Source organism: Pantoea sp. S61 (assembly GCF_016625145.1).
In the GTDB taxonomy this organism is placed as follows: Bacteria; Pseudomonadota; Gammaproteobacteria; order Enterobacterales; family Enterobacteriaceae; genus Pantoea; species Pantoea rwandensis_B.
In genome coordinates, this window is sequence record NZ_JACVUO010000033.1 from 14891 (window position 1) to 30819 (window position 15929).

A 15929-nucleotide genomic window follows, 5' to 3' on the forward strand; every position below is an offset into this window, starting at 1 on the left:
TCATGACACTTCGCCATTGGTTTACCTCGGCTGAGTGTTGAAAGCTTGTCTCATCTTGTCCAACTTATAACGATGCGCATGATTACTATTCGCGTTTTCATATCAGGACGCGAAGACACATGCGCACAACCCCTCATACCTTTAAACGAGCTCAACTCGTCAGCCTTATCCTGTTACTCACACCCGTTGCTTTTGCTGCTGACAGCGATTCGGCATCCGATACCGTTGTAGTGACGGCATCTGGCTATGAGCAACGGCTGGAAGATGCCCCTGCTTCTGTTACGGTGATCTCCGGTGATGACCTGCGAAAACGCGCGATACAAAACCTGGCCGATGCGGTGCGTGATGTAGAAGGTGTCGCGGTGATCGGCGGTGCTAATGAGAGCGATATCTCCATTCGTGGTATGCCCGGCGATTACACGCTGATTCTGGTCGACGGCAAACGTCAGGGCGGCCGAGACTCACGAGTCAATGGCAATGGTGGATATGAGCAAAGCTTTATTCCGCCTGCTTCCGCGATTGAGCGCATCGAAGTTATTCGTGGTCCCATGTCATCGCTTTACGGATCAGATGCGATTGGCGGTGTGATAAATATCATCACCCGCAAGGTGAATAAAACGTGGGGCGGATCGCTCTCTTACGATTATGCTGCGCGCCAGCATGATGACCAGGGCAATGCGGCTAATACGCAGTTCTATCTCAACGGCCCGCTGCTCGCAGATAAACTCGGCTTACAACTGTGGGGAAGTTATCTCGATCGACAGGCTGATGATGATGTGCAAAATACCAATGGATTCAGCAAAGCCGACCATAAAAGTCTCACTGCACGCCTGGCATTTACCCCCACGGACCGACAGGAACTGATGCTGGAGGGAGGAGTCAGTCGATTGAAAAACGGTGAGGGTGAGAGCGCAAACTGGGCGACGCGTGAGCAGAAAAATAACCGTGACCATTGGTCTGTCAGCCATGACGGTCGCTGGGATTGGGGGACATCAACACTCTCCTTCGCTCAGGAAAAAACCAGCCGGGAAGGTTTAGCCAGCCCCTCACAGAGTGATGTCTATGGCCGCAAGCCCACCATCAAAAACAGCGTGCTGGATGGCAAGCTGGTGATCCCAACGATGTATCACACCACAACGCTGGGCGGTCAGTGGCAGGATAATGAATTAAAAGATTGGAACCAGGGGGACGGCACGCGCCAGGATCACCGTTACAGCGTGATTCAGCGGGCCTTGTTCCTGGAGGATGAATGGCGTCTGGCAGAGGCCTTTTCACTGACGGGTGGCATTCGTCTCGACAACCATGAACAGTACGGTAATCACTACAGTCCACGTGTGTATGGCGTGTGGTACGTCAGCGATGAATGGACAGTAAAAGGCGGCGTTGCGCGTGGGTTTAAAGCGCCTGAAATCCGGGCGGTCATTGAGGATTATGCCGTATTGCGCCGTAACACTTATGCCATGTTGGGCAATCCGGATCTGAAACCGGAAACCAGCACTAACTATGAGTTATCGGCGATGTGGTCAAACCGTGACGATCTCTCAGCCAGCGCGACGGTGTTCTATAACGACTTTAAAGACAAGCTTTCAACGGTCACCACCGATCAGCGCTGGAATGGTTATATCGTGATGGAGCGCGTCAATATTGATAAAGCCATTATCAAAGGTGCTGAATTGACGGGGAACTGGAAAGTCACGCCGGCCTTCTCTTTGAAAGCGAATTACACCTTCCTGGACTCTGAGCAGAAAAGCGGTAGCAATCAGGGCGCGCCGCTGGCGTTAACACCAAAACACAAAGCCAGTCTGCGCAGCGAGTGGGACTTCACCAGCCAGACCCAGTTCTGGGCCGCAGCCAACTATTATGGCAAAGAGTATGGCACCTCCATTACGGCTGAACCGGCACCCGATTACACCACTGCCGATATCGGTGTTTCTCATCAGTTAACCAAAAATATCACCTTAAATGGCGCGATATACAATTTGGGTGACAAGCGTTTAGATGATGAAACTTACGGTACTGTAAATTATGGTCGCACCTTCTGGGGCGGCGTGACGCTTAACTTCTAACGCCTGACGGCAGCACCATCGTTGCAGATAACCCGGTGGGTGAAAGGTTTTGTAGAAGGAGTTCCCCGCCATGCGCATGCGCACAGGCACGCGCGATGGATAATCCCAATCCCAGCCCACCGCCAAAGTGGGCTGGGGCAGCATGTTGAGCCTCAAGTCGGACGAAAGGCTCAAATGCCCTATCAAGCATCGGCTCGGCAATACCGGGACCTTTATCCATAACTGCAATAGTGACCATACTATCTACACTTTTTAGCGCCAATGTGGCATCTCCAGCATACGTCAACGCATTCTCGATCAGGTTGCTCAAGGCACGCTTAATTGCATGTGGTCGACAGTGAATGATGACATTGCCGGGAGTTTGCCATCTCACCTTGTGGCCACGCTGCTCATATCGCTGGCACATATCACCAATCAGCTGACTGAGGTTGCAAGGACAGGTCTGTTCCTGCACCGTTTCATCACGAATAAAATTCAGCGTCTCACTGACCATATTCTGTAATTCGTTAAGGCTCTCCAGCATATCCTCTCGTGCTTCTTCGGCTTCAAGCAGCTCAATCTGCAAACGGAGTTCCGTCAGCGGCGTATTGAAATCATGGCTCATTGAAGCCAGCATTCGCGTTTGCCCCTCCAGGTGCCGCGCCAGCCGCTGTTGCATCATGTTAAAACTTCGCGTCAGATCCCTGGACTCACGCGGGCCCACCAATGGCAGGTTGACACTCCATTCACCTCGGCTGATCGCATCAGTTGCTTTCGCCAGACGGCGAATCGGTCTGACAACGCGGTTAGTAAAATAGAGACTGAGCAGTAGAAGTGGCACTGCCAGAGCAATCAGCGAAAGCGTCAGTAGTTGAAGCCAGGCAAAAGCGGGCTCGATAGGCTGGATGCCATTTAAAAAGGTGCCATCTGATAAGGCGACGCTTGAGCGCAGTCGTAAGGGATCATGGCGAGCTGTGCTGAATATATGCCAGCGGGCGCTGCCACCGTCCGTGCGCTCAAGCTGGAAAGTGACGAGATTATCAGGCGAAAAACCGTGTAATTTCAGCAGCGCATTGCGGAGCTTCAGTTCCTCGCGACGCATCGGGAAAGGCGCAACTTCGGCTTGTTCAGCAATCCAAAATCTCGCGCCATCCTCCCGCTGCAGATCAAGAGGGGAACCCGATGACAGCTGGCTTGCCAGGTAGGCCAGTTCAATTCGCTCGACGGCCAGATTACGCATTGCCGGTGACAGCAGATTGCCCACCAGTTGAATGCCGCCGATTGCCAGCAAGTTCGCAATAACGATCGCCGAAACCAGCAGCAAACCCAGCTGGCTCATCAGGCGCTGGGGCAGAAGTGACGTCAGTTGCAGCATGTAGTGCAGATCTCAACCGTGGGCACGAATCGATAGCCTTCTCCCCAGACGGTATCCAGCAGGATAACATCCGGCAGCAGAAGCTGAAGGCGATTGCGCAAGCGGCTGACCTGACGATCAATGGCGCGATCAAACACCTCATTGCCCGGCGTAATACATTGGTCAATCAGCGATTCTCGGCTCAGTACCACCCCGGGAGTGCGTATAAAGGCCATCAACAATTTGGTTTCCATTGTGCTGAGCCTCAGTGACCGGCCGTGAGGATGCATGATGAGGCGGCTGTCTGGTTCGAAACGTAATCCGGCAAAATGTACAGCAGAGAAAGGTTGTGCGTTTATCGGGTCTGGCGAGGCTGTATTTTTTTCCGAACGGCGCAGCACGGTATGGATGCGTGCCAGCAGCTCACGGGGTTCAAACGGTTTGACAACATAGTCATCAGCGCCCATCTCAAGTCCATTGACACGATCATCCAGCGTGTCTTTCGCCGTCAGAAGAATCACGGGCGTACGGTATTTTCTTTGGATTTGCTGACACAGCAACATGCCATCGCCGTCCGGCAACATCACATCCAGCACAATAAGACTGAAGCACTGTGAGCGCAGCATTGACCACATTGACGCCGCATCGTCAGCCGTTACCACGTTTAACTGCTGCCGACGTAACCATGTAGCCAGTGGTTCGCGAATTTTACGATGATCGTCAACAACCAGAACCCTGACAGGCTGGGAAAATTGGCTCATGAAGTATGATTTTGCGATGAGTAGAGAATAAATCAGCGAACAATATAGTGAGAATGGTTTTTATTTGCAATGGCAGCGATAGGCACGGCGGAATAAGGTTAGAGCCGCAGTGGCATTACCGCCAGACACCCAAGCAAAACCAAATGCGCGGCGTATGCATGATAGAAAAATCGACGTGGCCAAATACGTGGCGAGGAAACGCCGGGCATCGCTGCCACCAAACCAATCACCAGCAGTGGCAGCACTAAAGTGGGCAGGAAATCGTAAACGATGGCATCCTCCCACCACCCGTTGAGAACAGGCGGCATGTTAAGCCATGCCATCGCGGCAAAAAGAAGGAGCAGGAACAGGCTATTCTCTCCTGCTCCTGAATGATATCTGGCGATAATGCAGAGCAGGCAAAACAGTAATCCCGATATGCCGTAACTCGCCGGGGAAAGAGGCCAGGCAATGAGCAGTAATAATGCCACTCCCGCCATTGCACCGTTTACCCCCCAGCGTGCTGCCCAGCTGAGTAGCTGAGTACATCCGGCATAAGCGAAGAGAATATTCAGCGCCAGCCAGGATTGGCCCTTCATCATAAAGGCCAGCCAGAATAATGGTTGAGTCACGATAGCCCACAGCCATAATCTTCTTGCCCGCTGGCGTAAATGTATTGCATCAGAAGGTAAGTTAGCCGCCCAGAACAACGTGAACAGCGGAAACGCGATATGTCCGAATGCATATAAAAATGCACTTCGTCCACTTAATAATATGGTGTTGATGTGATCACCCAGCATCGCAATCAGTGCAATAGTTTTAATAATATCAGCTTGCAACGGGCTCAGGGTTTTAACCTGGTTTAAAGGCGAGCTAAACCTGAGTAAGGCAGAAAAAAGAGTCATGAATGATCACCGACAATTGTGCGTTGTTATAGTCAGTCAGGGTCAGAGATTTGAACATTACAATGACAGTAGTTGATAGTAAACCCCGCCATTATCTTAATATAGGGATTCAACGAAAGGGGAGAGGGGCGAAGATATCAATCAGTATTTAAGTTCTGGTGGGCGGAAAACCCACCAGAAATGTTTGATAACTCAAATTAAACGGGGAGAGCCCGATTAGATAAGAAAATCATCGAGAGATTTGCCGGCATCAACAGCGGCTTTAATCACTGCTGGCGTGCGGCCCTGACCGGTCCAGTGCTTCTCAATACCTTCTTCCGTGTATTTATATTTAGCCGGACGTGGTGCACGTTTAGCGCGAGTTTTACCGGTTGGCGTTAATGCTCCCAGCAGTTCATTAGGGTCAATCCCATCTTGCAGCAGCAGTTCACGATATTTAGCCAGTTTTTCTTCTTTTTCACGCACGGCTGCTTCGCTGGCGTTGTTTTCTTCACGGCGCTCTGACACGACGACAGTGAATTTTTCCAGCATTTCTTCCAGATCTACAAGCTGCACTTCACGTGCCTGCGCGCGAAGCGTACGGATATTGTTTAACGCTTTAAGTGAATCACTCATGAACTTCTCCTGAATATTTTGTCGCTGAACGAAATAAATTAAGTGGTGCAGTAGATAACAAATTAGGGAAGAGTATATCGATGTTACCCTCTTGGCAGAAGTACAACACATCAGATATCAAGAATAAAGCCCGGAATGTGTCAATTTTTAGATATTTCTCAAAGTTCCGGGTTGTGGCCGGTGTTGAGACGTCGATAATTGACCACTGAGCGCTATTTTAATCATCAGCGATTTGAGTATTTGGTTATATTTTAAAGTATGCAGGCTCAAAAAAGTTATGTTACCCGGTCACAATGATCGTCACGACCCACCTTCCGGGAAAGCAAATGTTAATAGTGACTTAATTAATGATCGGGCATAGCATTCCACCTTTGAAGTCACTTCACGATGCGCCACTGTTAATCATTTAATGGTCTGTAAGAGAGTAATGGCGGATAGTGCCGCAATGTTTGCCTGGTGAAAGGATGCTCGTGCGGATTTAAGACAGAGAATATCATGCAAGTAAGATGTTTAATTTTTTATGCGTGTGACTCTGGAAGGTCAGATCGTAAGCCGGTGAGACTGGGCACTCTTCATTTTTATTGAGTGTGAAAGCGAAATTTCTCTCATGCTCATCCTGGTTGTTCATGATGACGTTAAATAATCTACGACGGGCCTGGACTTCACGCTGTTTTGCGGAACGCGTCTATAGATGTACGGTTGTTTTAAATTCGAACAAACTCATCGTTAAGGGGTTTAGTCCTCAGAGGGTTTTCGTGGTCCCCCAATCCTGTCACCAACTCACACTTTCCACCTAAGTCAAAATTTGTGATCAACCCCTATGAATTCAATTTTGTAATCGATTACTTTTTGTTTATCTACTTTTGTAATCGATTACTTTTTGGGGTTAGATATGGTTGCTGCGACACAAGGCACCGCGCAAGACCAGGCAGTGCAGCGTATGCTGGTCCCACGGCTGTCACTAATGATGTTCCTTCAGTTCTTTATCTGGGGCAGTTGGTCGGTCACGCTGGGATTGGTGATGACCCAGCACGACATGTCCTTGCTGATTGGTGATGCTTTCTCAGCAGGCCCGATTGCTTCCATTCTTTCGCCGTTTGTTCTCGGCATGCTGGTGGACAGATTTTTCCCTTCGCAAAAAGTCCTGGCAGTGATGCATCTGGCCGGTGCGGCGATCCTGTGGTTTGTACCCCAGGCGATGATCGCCGAGAACGGTGCGCTACTTATCGGCTTACTGTTTGGCTACACGTTGTGCTACATGCCCACGCTGGCACTGACCAATAATATTGCCTTCCACAGTCTCGCCAGCAGCGAGAAGAGTTTCCCGGTGGTGCGTGTATTCGGCACCATCGGCTGGATTGTCGCTGGCCTGTTCATCGGGTTCACGGGGATTGCTTCCAGCGTCAGCGTCTTCACGGTGGCGGCGATTTGTTCCGTGGTGCTGGCGCTCTATAGCCTCACGCTGCCGCATACGCCCGCACCTGCTAAAGGTATGCCATTCAGACCGCGCGATCTGTTCTGCGCTGATGCGTTTGCCCTGTTGAAAATCCGTCACTTCTTCATTTTTTCGCTCTGCGCCACGCTGATTTCCATTCCGCTGGGCACTTACTACGCCTACACCGCTTCCTGGCTGGCCGATGCCGGGGTTGAAAACGTTAGCTCACTGATGTCCTTCGGCCAGATGTCTGAAATCTTCTTCATGCTGGTGATTCCGCTTCTGTTCCGCCGACTGGGCGTGAAATACATGCTGCTGGTCGGTATGTGCGCCTGGTTTGTACGTTACGCCCTGTTTGCCATGGGCATGGGCGAAGAGGGACGTGCGCTGATTTGGCTGGGGATTCTGCTGCACGGCGTCTGTTACGACTTCTTCTTTGTCGTCGGCTTCATCTATACCGACCGCATCGCGGGAGACAAAGTCAAAGGACAGGCGCAGAGCATGATTGTGATGTTCACCTACGGCATCGGCATGCTGCTGGGTTCGCAGATCTCCGGCGCGCTCTATAACCATCTGGTCGCGGGTCAGGTATCGGCCGCGAGTTGGGGCATGTTCTGGTGGATCCCGGCGATCGCGGCTGCCGTGATTGCCGGGCTGTTTATGTTCACATTTAAGTACCGCGATTAAGTTTTGGTTGTTACTGGAGGTGGTTTTTGAAAACGTTAAAAGGTCCGGGCATTTTCCTTTCACAGTTTATCGGCGCTGATGCCCCGTTCAATTCGCTGGAAGGACTGGCGAAATGGGCATCCGCTTTGGGATTTCAGGCATTGCAGATCCCGTGCAATCACCCGGCAATATTTGATCTGCAACGCGCGGCCACCAGCCAGACCTACTGCGATGAGGTGCTGGGATTGCTGAAGCAGTATGGATTAAGCATCAGCGAGTTATCGACACATCTGGAAGGGCAGTTGATCGCCGTGCATCCCGCGCATGATGCCGCTTTTGATAATTTTGCACCGGCACACGTCCGCGGCAAGCGAGACGCGCGCACGGCCTGGGCAACCGAGCAGGTTAAACATGCCGCAGCCGCCTCCAGCAAGCTGGGGCTGACTGCCCATGCTACCTTCTCCGGCTCGCTCGCCTGGCCCTATGTCTACCCGTGGCCGCCGCATAACCCACAATTGCTGGACGAGGCCTTTAAGGAACTCGCCCGTCGCTGGCAGCCGGTGCTGGATGTTTATGATCAGCATGGCGTGGATGTATGTTACGAATTACACCCGGGTGAAGATCTGCATGATGGTGTCACCTTTGAGCGTTTCCTTGCGCAGGTTAACCATCATCCGCGTTGCAATATCCTGTTTGATCCCAGTCATCTGCATCTTCAGCACATTGATTACCTGCAGTTTATCGATATTTATCACCCGCGTATCAAGGCCTTCCACGTCAAAGATGCGGAGTATCAGCGCAACGGCCGCAGCGGGGTGTATGGCGGCTATCAAAACTGGATTGATCGCGCCGGGCGTTTTCGTTCGCCAGGCGACGGGCAAATTGATTTCAAAAGTATTTTCAGCAAGCTGGCGCAGTACGACTTCAACGGTTGGGCGGTGCTGGAGTGGGAGTGCTGCCTGAAAGATGCGGAAACCGGTGCGCGGGAAGGCGCCGAATTCATCCAGCGACATATCATTCCGGTCGCCAGCCGTGCCTTTGATGATTTTGCCGCGCAAAATGACAGCGGCAGTATCCGTGCGCAACTCGGGCTTAAGGAGGAGTCGTAAATGATTAATGTGGGCATTATCGGCAGCGGTTTTATCGGCCCCGCGCACATTGAGGCACTGCGGCGTCTGGGCAACATTAATATTGTGGCACTGTGCGACTCAACGCTGGAAAAAGCACAAGCCCAGGCGGCGAAGTTACACGTGCCGCACGCTTATGGTGACGTCGTCACCTTTTTGCAGCATCCGAACCTGCATGCTGTGCACAACTGCACGCCCAACCACCTCCATGCCGCTATCAATAAGCAGGTTTTACTGGCCGGTAAACACCTGTTCTCGGAAAAACCCCTTTGTATGACGATGGACGAAGCCCGTGAATTAGTGGCACTGGCTCAACAGGCCGGCGTAGTAAACGGTGTCAGCTTTGTTTACCGACAGTTTGCCATGGTGCAGCAAGCCGCCAGCATGGTGCGCAGCGGCGAAACAGGCCGCACCTTTGCCGTCCAGGGCAGTTACTTACAGGACTGGATGCTGGAAGAGACCGATTACAACTGGCGTGTGGATGCAGATAAGGGCGGCGCATCGCGCGCGGTGGCGGATATTGGATCTCACTGGTGCGACACTGTCCAGTTTGTCACTGGCCGCAAGATTGTGTCGGTCATGGCTGATCTCGCGATCGTCTGGCCAACACGCAAAGCCAATCTGGCCGGTCAGGCCACCTTCAGCGCGCAGGCGCAACAGGCGCAGTATCAGGATTGTCCGGTGAACACGGAAGATCTGGGCTTCGTGCTGCTGCGTTTCGATGATGGCAGTAAAGGCTGTTTGAGCGTTTCTCAGGTGGCGGCGGGGCGCAAAAATCGCCTCTATCTGGAAGTGAATGGCAGCCAAACCTCGCTGGCGTGGGATCAGGAAGTGCCACAGCAGTTGTGGGTCGGTCATCGCCATCAGGCTAATCAAACGTTAACGGACGATGCATCATTGATGAACCGCGATGTTGCCACCCGTGCCCGCTTTCCCGGCGGGCACATTGAAGGCTGGCCAGATGCTTTTCGCGCCATGATGCAGCAGTTTTATCAGGCGGTTGAGAAGGGTGAGATGCCCGCGCAAGATGAACGACATTTTGCCGACTTCAGCGACGGCGCGCAGGTGATGGCCATCGTTGAGGCGATCGTACAAAGCCATCGCGACCAACGCTGGGTCGACGTCAGCTTTTGAGACGCAGGCGCGTTCCGGCGCGCCTGATCTCCCGTATCAGTCATCCCGCCTAACTTATTGTCCCGCGTCGATTTATGGTAGCCTGCAATTCAGAAACTGACGCAGGAAGTTGAGTCATCATGTCCATTCAGAAAATCGCGAAGCTGGCCGGTGTTTCCGTGGCCACGGTGTCACGCGTGCTTAACAACAGTGACACCGTAAAGGATAAAAACCGGGATAAGGTGCTGGAGGCCATTAAAGCCAGCAACTACCAGCCAAATCTGTTAGCACGCCAGCTGCGCACGGCGCGGAGCTCAATGGTGCTGGTGCTGGTTTCTGATATCTCCAACCCGTTTTGCGCTGAAATTGTGAAAGGTATCGAAGAGCAGGCAGAACAGAACGGCTATCGCATTTTGCTGTGTAACTCCGGTTCCGACATCAATCGCTCCCGCTCAAGCCTGCAACTGCTGGCAGGCAAAATGGTGGATGGCGTGATCACCATGGATGCTTTCACCACGCTGACGGAACTGACACAGCTGATTGGCAACATGCCCTGGGTGCAGTGTGCCGAATACGCGGATGCCGGCGACATCTCCTGTGTGGGCATCGATGATGTCGATGCTTCGCGCCAGCTGGTGGCGCATCTGGTGGCCAGCGGACGTAAACGTATTGCCCTGATCAATCATGACCTAAGCTATAAGTACGCCCAACTGCGTCAGCAGGGCTATCAGCAGGAGCTGGAACAGCGCGGTCTGTCCTGGCAGGCGGTGAGTTACGCCAGTGATTTAAGCTACAATGCGGGTAAGCGTGCGATGGAAGCGTTACTCAACGCCGATACGCCGCCTGATGCGGTATTTGCCGTATCGGACACGCTGGCGGCTGGCGCGATGGCGGCTATCCAGTCTGCGGGATATCAGGTTCCGCAGGATATTGCCGTTGCCGGCTTTGATGGCTCGGAACTGGCTGAAATGATCTCTCCACCGCTGACCACCATCGCGCAGCCATCGCGCGATATTGGTCGTACTGCGTTCAGTCTGCTTCTGCAGAAGATTGACGATCCCCAATCGCAAACTGAACGCGTCATGATGGACTGGCACCTGATCGTGCGTGCCAGTGCCTGATCGATTAATGCGGCAGTTTTTCCAGCGCCGCACGCAGATTCTGATGTGAAGTGGTGATGATGCTCCAGGCATCCTTCGGCTTGTCGTGCTCGATGATAAACCACTTCACGCCGCTGGCTTTGGCGGCAGGCAGAATAGTGTTCCAGTCCAGCAAGCCTTCGCCCAGCGGCGCAAAATTCATCTCATCGTCGCGGATACCAATCGACGCATTATCCTTGGCGTGAATCGCATAGATCCGTCCCGGATAGGCTTTCAAAATGCGCGCCGGATCCTGGCCTCCGCGTGAAACCCACGCCGCGTCCATCTCCAGTTTGAGATTTTCTGCCCGTGAATGATTGAAGATAATCTCCAGCGCGGTCACGCCATCGTACTTCTTCATTTCGAAATTGTGATTGTGGTAAGCGAGTTGGATGCCGTCTTTACGCAGTTTCGCACCGAGTTTATCCAGGCGTTGTGCATAGTCTATCCAGGCTTTGGTGCTGTCCGGGCGATCTTCCGGTTTAATCCATGGAACCACGATGGTGTGATTACCCACCGCTTTGTTGAACGCCACGGTCTGCGCGTAGTCGCTTTCCAGTGCCGTTAATTGCACGTGAGATGAGGTCACGGTCAGGTGATTTTTATCCAGCAAGGATTTCAGCTCTTTGGCTTCCAGACCATGCGTGCCTACCAGCTCAACGTGCTCGAAGCCCGCTTTATGGGCCATGGCGAACTGTTCAGCTGGTGTGCCGACATGACGTAAGGTGTACATCTGAAGTCCAATTTCATCTTCAACGCCCGCTGCTAACGCCTGTGAAGGCACAGCAATAAGCATGGACAACATCCCCACCAACACCATCAATTTTTTCATATTTATTCAGCCTCTTATGATGAGTAATCGATTACAAATTAACTTAAAGTAATCGATTACAAAATTTTCCGTGCTGATTTTGTGATCTGTGTTCAGATTATGGGGGGGTTAACAATCAGGAAAATTTAAATGATGAGGACTGTAAAAGGTGAAGGTACGCGCCGAGAAAATGGACGAGCTCAGGCCACTCCTTTACTCACAGCCTTGCAGTTTGTTCACAATGAGGGTGAGCAAGGAGGAGAGATAACCTGATACCCATCCTCTATGCGGTTCATCATGGCAGATTCATGCAATGTGGCTATCTACAAACCTACGCCAGCCCATCCACAATGGTAATCATGGCTTTTGCCACACCCTCACGCTGTTTTTTAGCTAACTGATACTCGTCGGAATGATAACAGTCCAGTGCCGTTTGATAATCAGGGAATTCAATGATGACATGCTTCTTAAATTCATCACCCTCAAGTGAGGTGGCATTTTCACCGCGAGCAATAAATTTCGCCTGATATTTTTTAAACGCAAGCGGTGCCAGCTCAATATAATTTTGGTACTGCTGTGCATCCTCAATATTGACGTGAGCGATCCAATACGCAGACATTATTTTTCCTCGGCAGTCAGAATAGTTTTAGCCAGCGTGGCAGCTTCAGAAAGATGCTGTTTAACGGCTTCTTTCGCTTGTTCAGCATTGTTTTCTTCAATCGCTTCATAAATACGCGACATACGTTCAAAACCCGCTACCTGACGCTCAGGGCTGCGCAGGGTCAGTGCGCGCAGTCGGCTGATACGGCTGTTTAGCCGTTGCACGATTTCCCACGCAATATGATGTTTTGCAATGGAAAACAGCGCTTCATAGAAAGCCTGAGACGCTTCAACGCGTTCGATGTCATCATGATCGTGCGAGGCTTTAGCGATGCGCAGTAATCTTTTATGCAGGTTTTTTTTATCACTGCTGGTGGCTATTTTTGCGCAATCCTTCGCCGCTTCAGACTCCAGCAGCATACGAATATCGTAAATCTGCTCAGCAACGTCCCAGGTTAATATTGCAACAATCGGCCCTTTTTTCGGCAGGTTTTCAATTAGACCCTCCGCTTCCAGATAACGGATCACTTCGCGCACCACGGTACGGCTTACACCCAGCTCATCACAAAGTGAACGTTCAACCAAACGGTCGCCGGCTTTAAAGTATCCCGAAATAATGGCCTGGCGAACTTTAGCCAATGCCAGTTCACGCAATGTTACGGGCGTATTTTCAATTTTTAGGGAATGACCCGCATCCATAATCGTCTCTTCGTTGAAATGCAAAAAATTCAGCCTGAAGTCAATGTCATGTCTTGCCAGCGTTTTAACTATTAGCACTGTTTCTGTTCTGAAAGCAACGCCGCCTTTACTCTCATTGCCACCACCGTCTATCGATTCCTCACCGACGCGACAGTTGAAATCAGCGTTAGCTCACAGTTTCATCATGCGGCCGGGGCACGAAATAAAAATATCCTTGAGGAATAATCAAAACCACGTGAATTCATACCGTTATAAAACGTCTGCTCCGATACGTCATGTGATTTTTATGACCGTAGTCACACTCACTTCGCGTCTCAAACAGCCCATTACGCATTGCCCTTTTAATCCCCATCCCCCCAGTCACGGCGGGGATTTGCGTCGACAAAGCATAGCAAAATCTCCGGCAAATTTTAATACCGTATGATGGTATACCATGTTTTGACATGCCAAAAGTCTCAGTGTTATATCCTTTCCCGACACACCAGATTAAAAAACCGTTAACTTGAATGAGGCTTTAACCATGCATCCAGATATACGCAAGACGTTCGTTACCACCGAAACCATCTACTCCGACGGCGGCAAAGCGGCCACCACGCCGCTGGTGATGATTGCGGCGGCTGCCGTGGTAAAAAATCCGTGGGCCGGTGAAGGCTTCGTTGAAGACCTCGCCCCCAAGATTCGTGAAATGGCACCGGTACTGGGCGAACTGCTGACCAGCCTGATCGTGAAAGAAGCGGGCGGCGGCGACAAGGTGGTGGCTTACGGTAAAAGCGCAGTGGTGGGCTTGAACGGCGAACTGGAACACGCTTCAGCGCTGATTCATACCCTGCATTTCGGCAACCATTATCGCTCTGCTGTGCAGGGTAAAACCTACCTGGCCTTTAACAACACCCGTGGTCCAGCCAATACACCGATTCTGGTTCCCATGATGGGCACGGATGATGAGGGCACTCGCGAACACTACCTCACTATGCAGTTCAACATCAACGATGCGCCATTCGCAGACGAGATTGTGATCGCGCTGGGCGCGGCACTGGGCGGCCGTCCGCATCATCGTATCGGCAACCGTTATCTTGACCTGAAAGAGTTAGGCCATGACCAGAAAAACCCAGCAGCTATCTGAGTTAGGTCTCCAGGTCAGTTACCTGGAGGCTGGACAGGGCACGCCGCTGGTGTTGATCCACGGTGTCGGCATGAATGCCGACGCCTGGTTCCCACAAATGGACGTGCTGAGTCGCTATTTCCGTGTGATCGCGGTGGATATGCCTGGCCATGGCGAAAGCAGCGGTTTTCGTCATCCTGCCACCTTAAAGGATTACGTGCAGTGGCTGGCCCAGTTCTTACAGACACAGCCCGAACGCAGTTTTGCCGTCGCCGGACACTCAATGGGCGCACTGATCACCGCAGGTATCGCTATCGATTATCCGCAGTGGGTGAATCACGCGATTGTGATGAGCGGCGTGTTTAAGCGTAACGACAGCGCGCGCAATGCGGTGTTGAAACGCGCCCAGGAGTTAGCGAGCGGCAATGTGCGGCTCGATGCGCCACTGGATCGTTGGTTCAGTGACGACCACCACGAACAGCCCCTGCGTCAAAAAGTGGGAACGTGGTTGCAACAGGTGAATCTCGACGGCTATGCACGCGCCTATCAGGCGTTTGCGGCGGGAGACCGCTTCTATTCTGAGCGCTGGAATGAAATGCAATGTCCGGTGTTAGTGATGACCGGTGAACTGGATGCCAATTCGAATCCAGACATGACACGCCAAATGGCCCAGGCAGCACGACAGGGACAGGCAGTAGTGGTCGCTAACGCTAAACACATGTTGAACCTGACGGATGCAGACCGGGTGAACGAGGAAATTTTGTCGTTCCTCAAGCCGGTTGCTGCCGCCGTCACGCAAAAAGAGCCTGTAAAGGAGTAACTTATGGACGCAGATAAACGCAGACAGTTACGCGACGCCTTTGGCGCCTTCATGACCGGTGTCACCGTGGTCACCACTCACGATGCACAAGGGCAGCCGATTGGCTTCACCGCAAACTCGTTCTCGTCGGTGTCACTTGACCCCGCGCTACTGCTGGTGAGCATCGATAAGCGCTCCGCTAATTTCGAGAACTTCACCCAATGCCCGCACTTCGCTATCAACATTCTGGCGGAGCAGCAGAAAGAGACGTCGAACATCTTCGCGCAGAAAGTGGCCGATCGCTTCTCACTGGTGAAGTGGCGTAAAGGCGAGTTCAACACCCCGCTGCTGGATGACAGCTCCGCCTGGTTTGAATGCGCGATGCATCAGGTCATTGATGCGGGTGACCACGCGATTCTTATAGGTAAAGTCGAGCAATTTGATTCCTGCGGTACGCCGGGGCTGGGCTACTATCGCGGCGCCTACTTCACGCCTTATCAGAATGCCGAATCCCTGATTGCCGGCCCTAACGTTGTGGTGAGCGCGTTGATTGAATCAGCGGGTCAGGCCTTGGTGGTGAAGAAAGAGAACGGTTATGGCCTGCCATCGCAAACGGTGAACAACCGCAGCGTCAGTGAAACACTGAAGCAGGTGTTCGATGGACTCAACATCGAAGCCAGTCCGGGCTTTGTTTACTCCATCTGGGAAGACCGCCAAAAGAAACAGCAGCATATCGTATTCCTGTGCGCACAGCCGACGGGCAGCACCTTGCCAGCGGT

Annotated in this window: 15 protein-coding genes and 1 pseudogene; 8 read left to right on the forward strand and 8 right to left on the reverse strand. The window is 52.1% G+C overall.

Annotated elements, in window-relative coordinates:
• Positions 1–119 precede the first annotated feature (119 nt).
• On the forward strand, positions 120–2066 hold the full coding sequence (locus tag IAE30_RS28750) for a TonB-dependent receptor domain-containing protein (protein WP_200681505.1): 1947 nt from the start codon (positions 120–122) through the stop codon (positions 2064–2066).
• Here IAE30_RS28750 and IAE30_RS28755 read toward each other — a convergent pair.
• From IAE30_RS28755 to IAE30_RS28775, 5 genes and pseudogenes are all read right to left on the reverse strand, one after another.
• Complete coding sequence (locus IAE30_RS28755) at positions 2056–3420, reverse strand: HAMP domain-containing sensor histidine kinase (RefSeq protein WP_200538829.1); 1365 nt, start codon at positions 3418–3420, stop codon at positions 2056–2058. The two genes, IAE30_RS28750 and IAE30_RS28755, sit on opposite strands and share 11 nt — an antisense overlap.
• Positions 3408–4160, reverse strand: a complete 753-nt coding sequence (locus tag IAE30_RS28760) for a response regulator transcription factor (protein ID WP_200538828.1) — start codon at positions 4158–4160, stop codon at positions 3408–3410. Before IAE30_RS28760 ends, IAE30_RS28755 begins: the two co-directional genes overlap by 13 nt.
• A 98-nt stretch (positions 4161–4258) precedes the next feature.
• Positions 4259–5044, reverse strand: a complete 786-nt coding sequence (traX, locus tag IAE30_RS28765; protein ID WP_200681507.1) for a type-F conjugative transfer system pilin acetylase TraX — start codon at positions 5042–5044, stop codon at positions 4259–4261.
• A 216-nt stretch (positions 5045–5260) separates the two neighbouring features.
• Positions 5261–5659 carry an H-NS family nucleoid-associated regulatory protein gene (locus IAE30_RS28770; protein WP_200538826.1) on the reverse strand — a complete coding sequence of 133 codons (399 nt, stop codon included), beginning with the start codon at positions 5657–5659 and terminating at the stop codon, positions 5261–5263.
• Positions 5660–6152: 493 nt separating this feature from the next.
• A pseudogene (locus IAE30_RS28775) lies at positions 6153–6323 on the reverse strand (HipA domain-containing protein); the annotation flags it as partial.
• Positions 6324–6551: 228 nt separating this feature from the next.
• On the opposite strand from IAE30_RS28775, the gene IAE30_RS28780 reads away from it, so the two are divergent.
• The 4 genes from IAE30_RS28780 to IAE30_RS28795 all read left to right on the forward strand — a co-directional run bounded on the left by IAE30_RS28780 (position 6552) and on the right by IAE30_RS28795 (position 11121).
• Positions 6552–7781, forward strand: a complete 1230-nt coding sequence (locus IAE30_RS28780) for an MFS transporter (protein WP_200681508.1) — start codon at positions 6552–6554, stop codon at positions 7779–7781.
• Positions 7782–7807: 26 nt separating this feature from the next.
• Positions 7808–8869, forward strand: a complete 1062-nt coding sequence (locus IAE30_RS28785; RefSeq protein WP_200681509.1) for a sugar phosphate isomerase/epimerase — start codon at positions 7808–7810, stop codon at positions 8867–8869.
• Positions 8870–10021, forward strand: a complete 1152-nt coding sequence (locus IAE30_RS28790) for a Gfo/Idh/MocA family protein (protein ID WP_200681510.1) — start codon at positions 8870–8872, stop codon at positions 10019–10021.
• A gap of 119 nt (positions 10022–10140) precedes the next feature.
• Positions 10141–11121: a LacI family DNA-binding transcriptional regulator gene (locus tag IAE30_RS28795; RefSeq protein WP_200538821.1), complete on the forward strand. Its 981-nt coding sequence runs from the start codon at positions 10141–10143 to the stop codon at positions 11119–11121.
• Between the two features lie 4 nt (positions 11122–11125).
• Here the strand turns inward: IAE30_RS28795 and IAE30_RS28800 are convergent, their stop codons facing one another.
• From IAE30_RS28800 to IAE30_RS28810, 3 genes are all read right to left on the reverse strand, one after another.
• Entirely contained in the window at positions 11126–11971 is an 846-nt protein-coding gene (locus IAE30_RS28800) for a sugar phosphate isomerase/epimerase (RefSeq protein WP_200681511.1), read from the reverse strand.
• Positions 11972–12281: 310 nt separating this feature from the next.
• A complete protein-coding gene (locus tag IAE30_RS28805) occupies positions 12282–12569 on the reverse strand; it encodes a DUF1330 domain-containing protein (RefSeq protein ID WP_045816876.1) in 288 nt (95 codons plus the stop codon).
• Complete coding sequence (locus tag IAE30_RS28810; protein WP_200681513.1) at positions 12569–13249, reverse strand: GntR family transcriptional regulator; 681 nt, start codon at positions 13247–13249, stop codon at positions 12569–12571. The genes IAE30_RS28805 and IAE30_RS28810 overlap by 1 nt, the downstream gene beginning before the upstream one ends.
• Positions 13250–13769: 520 nt before the next feature.
• Between IAE30_RS28810 and IAE30_RS28815 the strand changes: the two genes are divergently transcribed.
• The 3 genes from IAE30_RS28815 to IAE30_RS28825 all read left to right on the forward strand — a co-directional run.
• Positions 13770–14372, forward strand: coding sequence for an amino acid synthesis family protein (locus IAE30_RS28815; RefSeq protein ID WP_200681514.1), 603 nt, complete (start codon positions 13770–13772; stop codon positions 14370–14372).
• The gene (locus IAE30_RS28820; protein ID WP_045833575.1) at positions 14344–15171 is read left to right on the forward strand and encodes an alpha/beta fold hydrolase; all 828 of its coding nucleotides are present in this window, start codon (positions 14344–14346) and stop codon (positions 15169–15171) included. The genes IAE30_RS28815 and IAE30_RS28820 overlap by 29 nt, the downstream gene beginning before the upstream one ends.
• Before the next feature lie 3 nt (positions 15172–15174).
• Positions 15175–15929: flavin reductase family protein (locus tag IAE30_RS28825; RefSeq protein ID WP_200681515.1), on the forward strand; the 755-nt coding region annotated here is incomplete at its 3' end.

Coding starts and splice junctions, on each gene's coding strand:
- IAE30_RS28750 (WP_200681505.1), top strand. CDS start 120: ATGCGCACAACCCCTCATACCTTTAAACGAGCTCAACTCGTCAGCCTT.
- IAE30_RS28755 (WP_200538829.1), bottom strand. CDS start 3,420: ATGCTGCAACTGACGTCACTTCTGCCCCAGCGCCTGATGAGCCAGCTG.
- IAE30_RS28760 (WP_200538828.1), bottom strand. CDS start 4,160: ATGAGCCAATTTTCCCAGCCTGTCAGGGTTCTGGTTGTTGACGATCAT.
- traX (WP_200681507.1), bottom strand. CDS start 5,044: ATGACTCTTTTTTCTGCCTTACTCAGGTTTAGCTCGCCTTTAAACCAG.
- IAE30_RS28770 (WP_200538826.1), bottom strand. CDS start 5,659: ATGAGTGATTCACTTAAAGCGTTAAACAATATCCGTACGCTTCGCGCG.
- IAE30_RS28780 (WP_200681508.1), top strand. CDS start 6,552: ATGGTTGCTGCGACACAAGGCACCGCGCAAGACCAGGCAGTGCAGCGT.
- IAE30_RS28790 (WP_200681510.1), top strand. CDS start 8,870: ATGATTAATGTGGGCATTATCGGCAGCGGTTTTATCGGCCCCGCGCAC.
- IAE30_RS28795 (WP_200538821.1), top strand. CDS start 10,141: ATGTCCATTCAGAAAATCGCGAAGCTGGCCGGTGTTTCCGTGGCCACG.
- IAE30_RS28800 (WP_200681511.1), bottom strand. CDS start 11,971: ATGAAAAAATTGATGGTGTTGGTGGGGATGTTGTCCATGCTTATTGCT.
- IAE30_RS28805 (WP_045816876.1), bottom strand. CDS start 12,569: ATGTCTGCGTATTGGATCGCTCACGTCAATATTGAGGATGCACAGCAG.
- IAE30_RS28810 (WP_200681513.1), bottom strand. CDS start 13,249: ATGGATGCGGGTCATTCCCTAAAAATTGAAAATACGCCCGTAACATTG.
- IAE30_RS28815 (WP_200681514.1), top strand. CDS start 13,770: ATGCATCCAGATATACGCAAGACGTTCGTTACCACCGAAACCATCTAC.
- IAE30_RS28820 (WP_045833575.1), top strand. CDS start 14,344: ATGACCAGAAAAACCCAGCAGCTATCTGAGTTAGGTCTCCAGGTCAGT.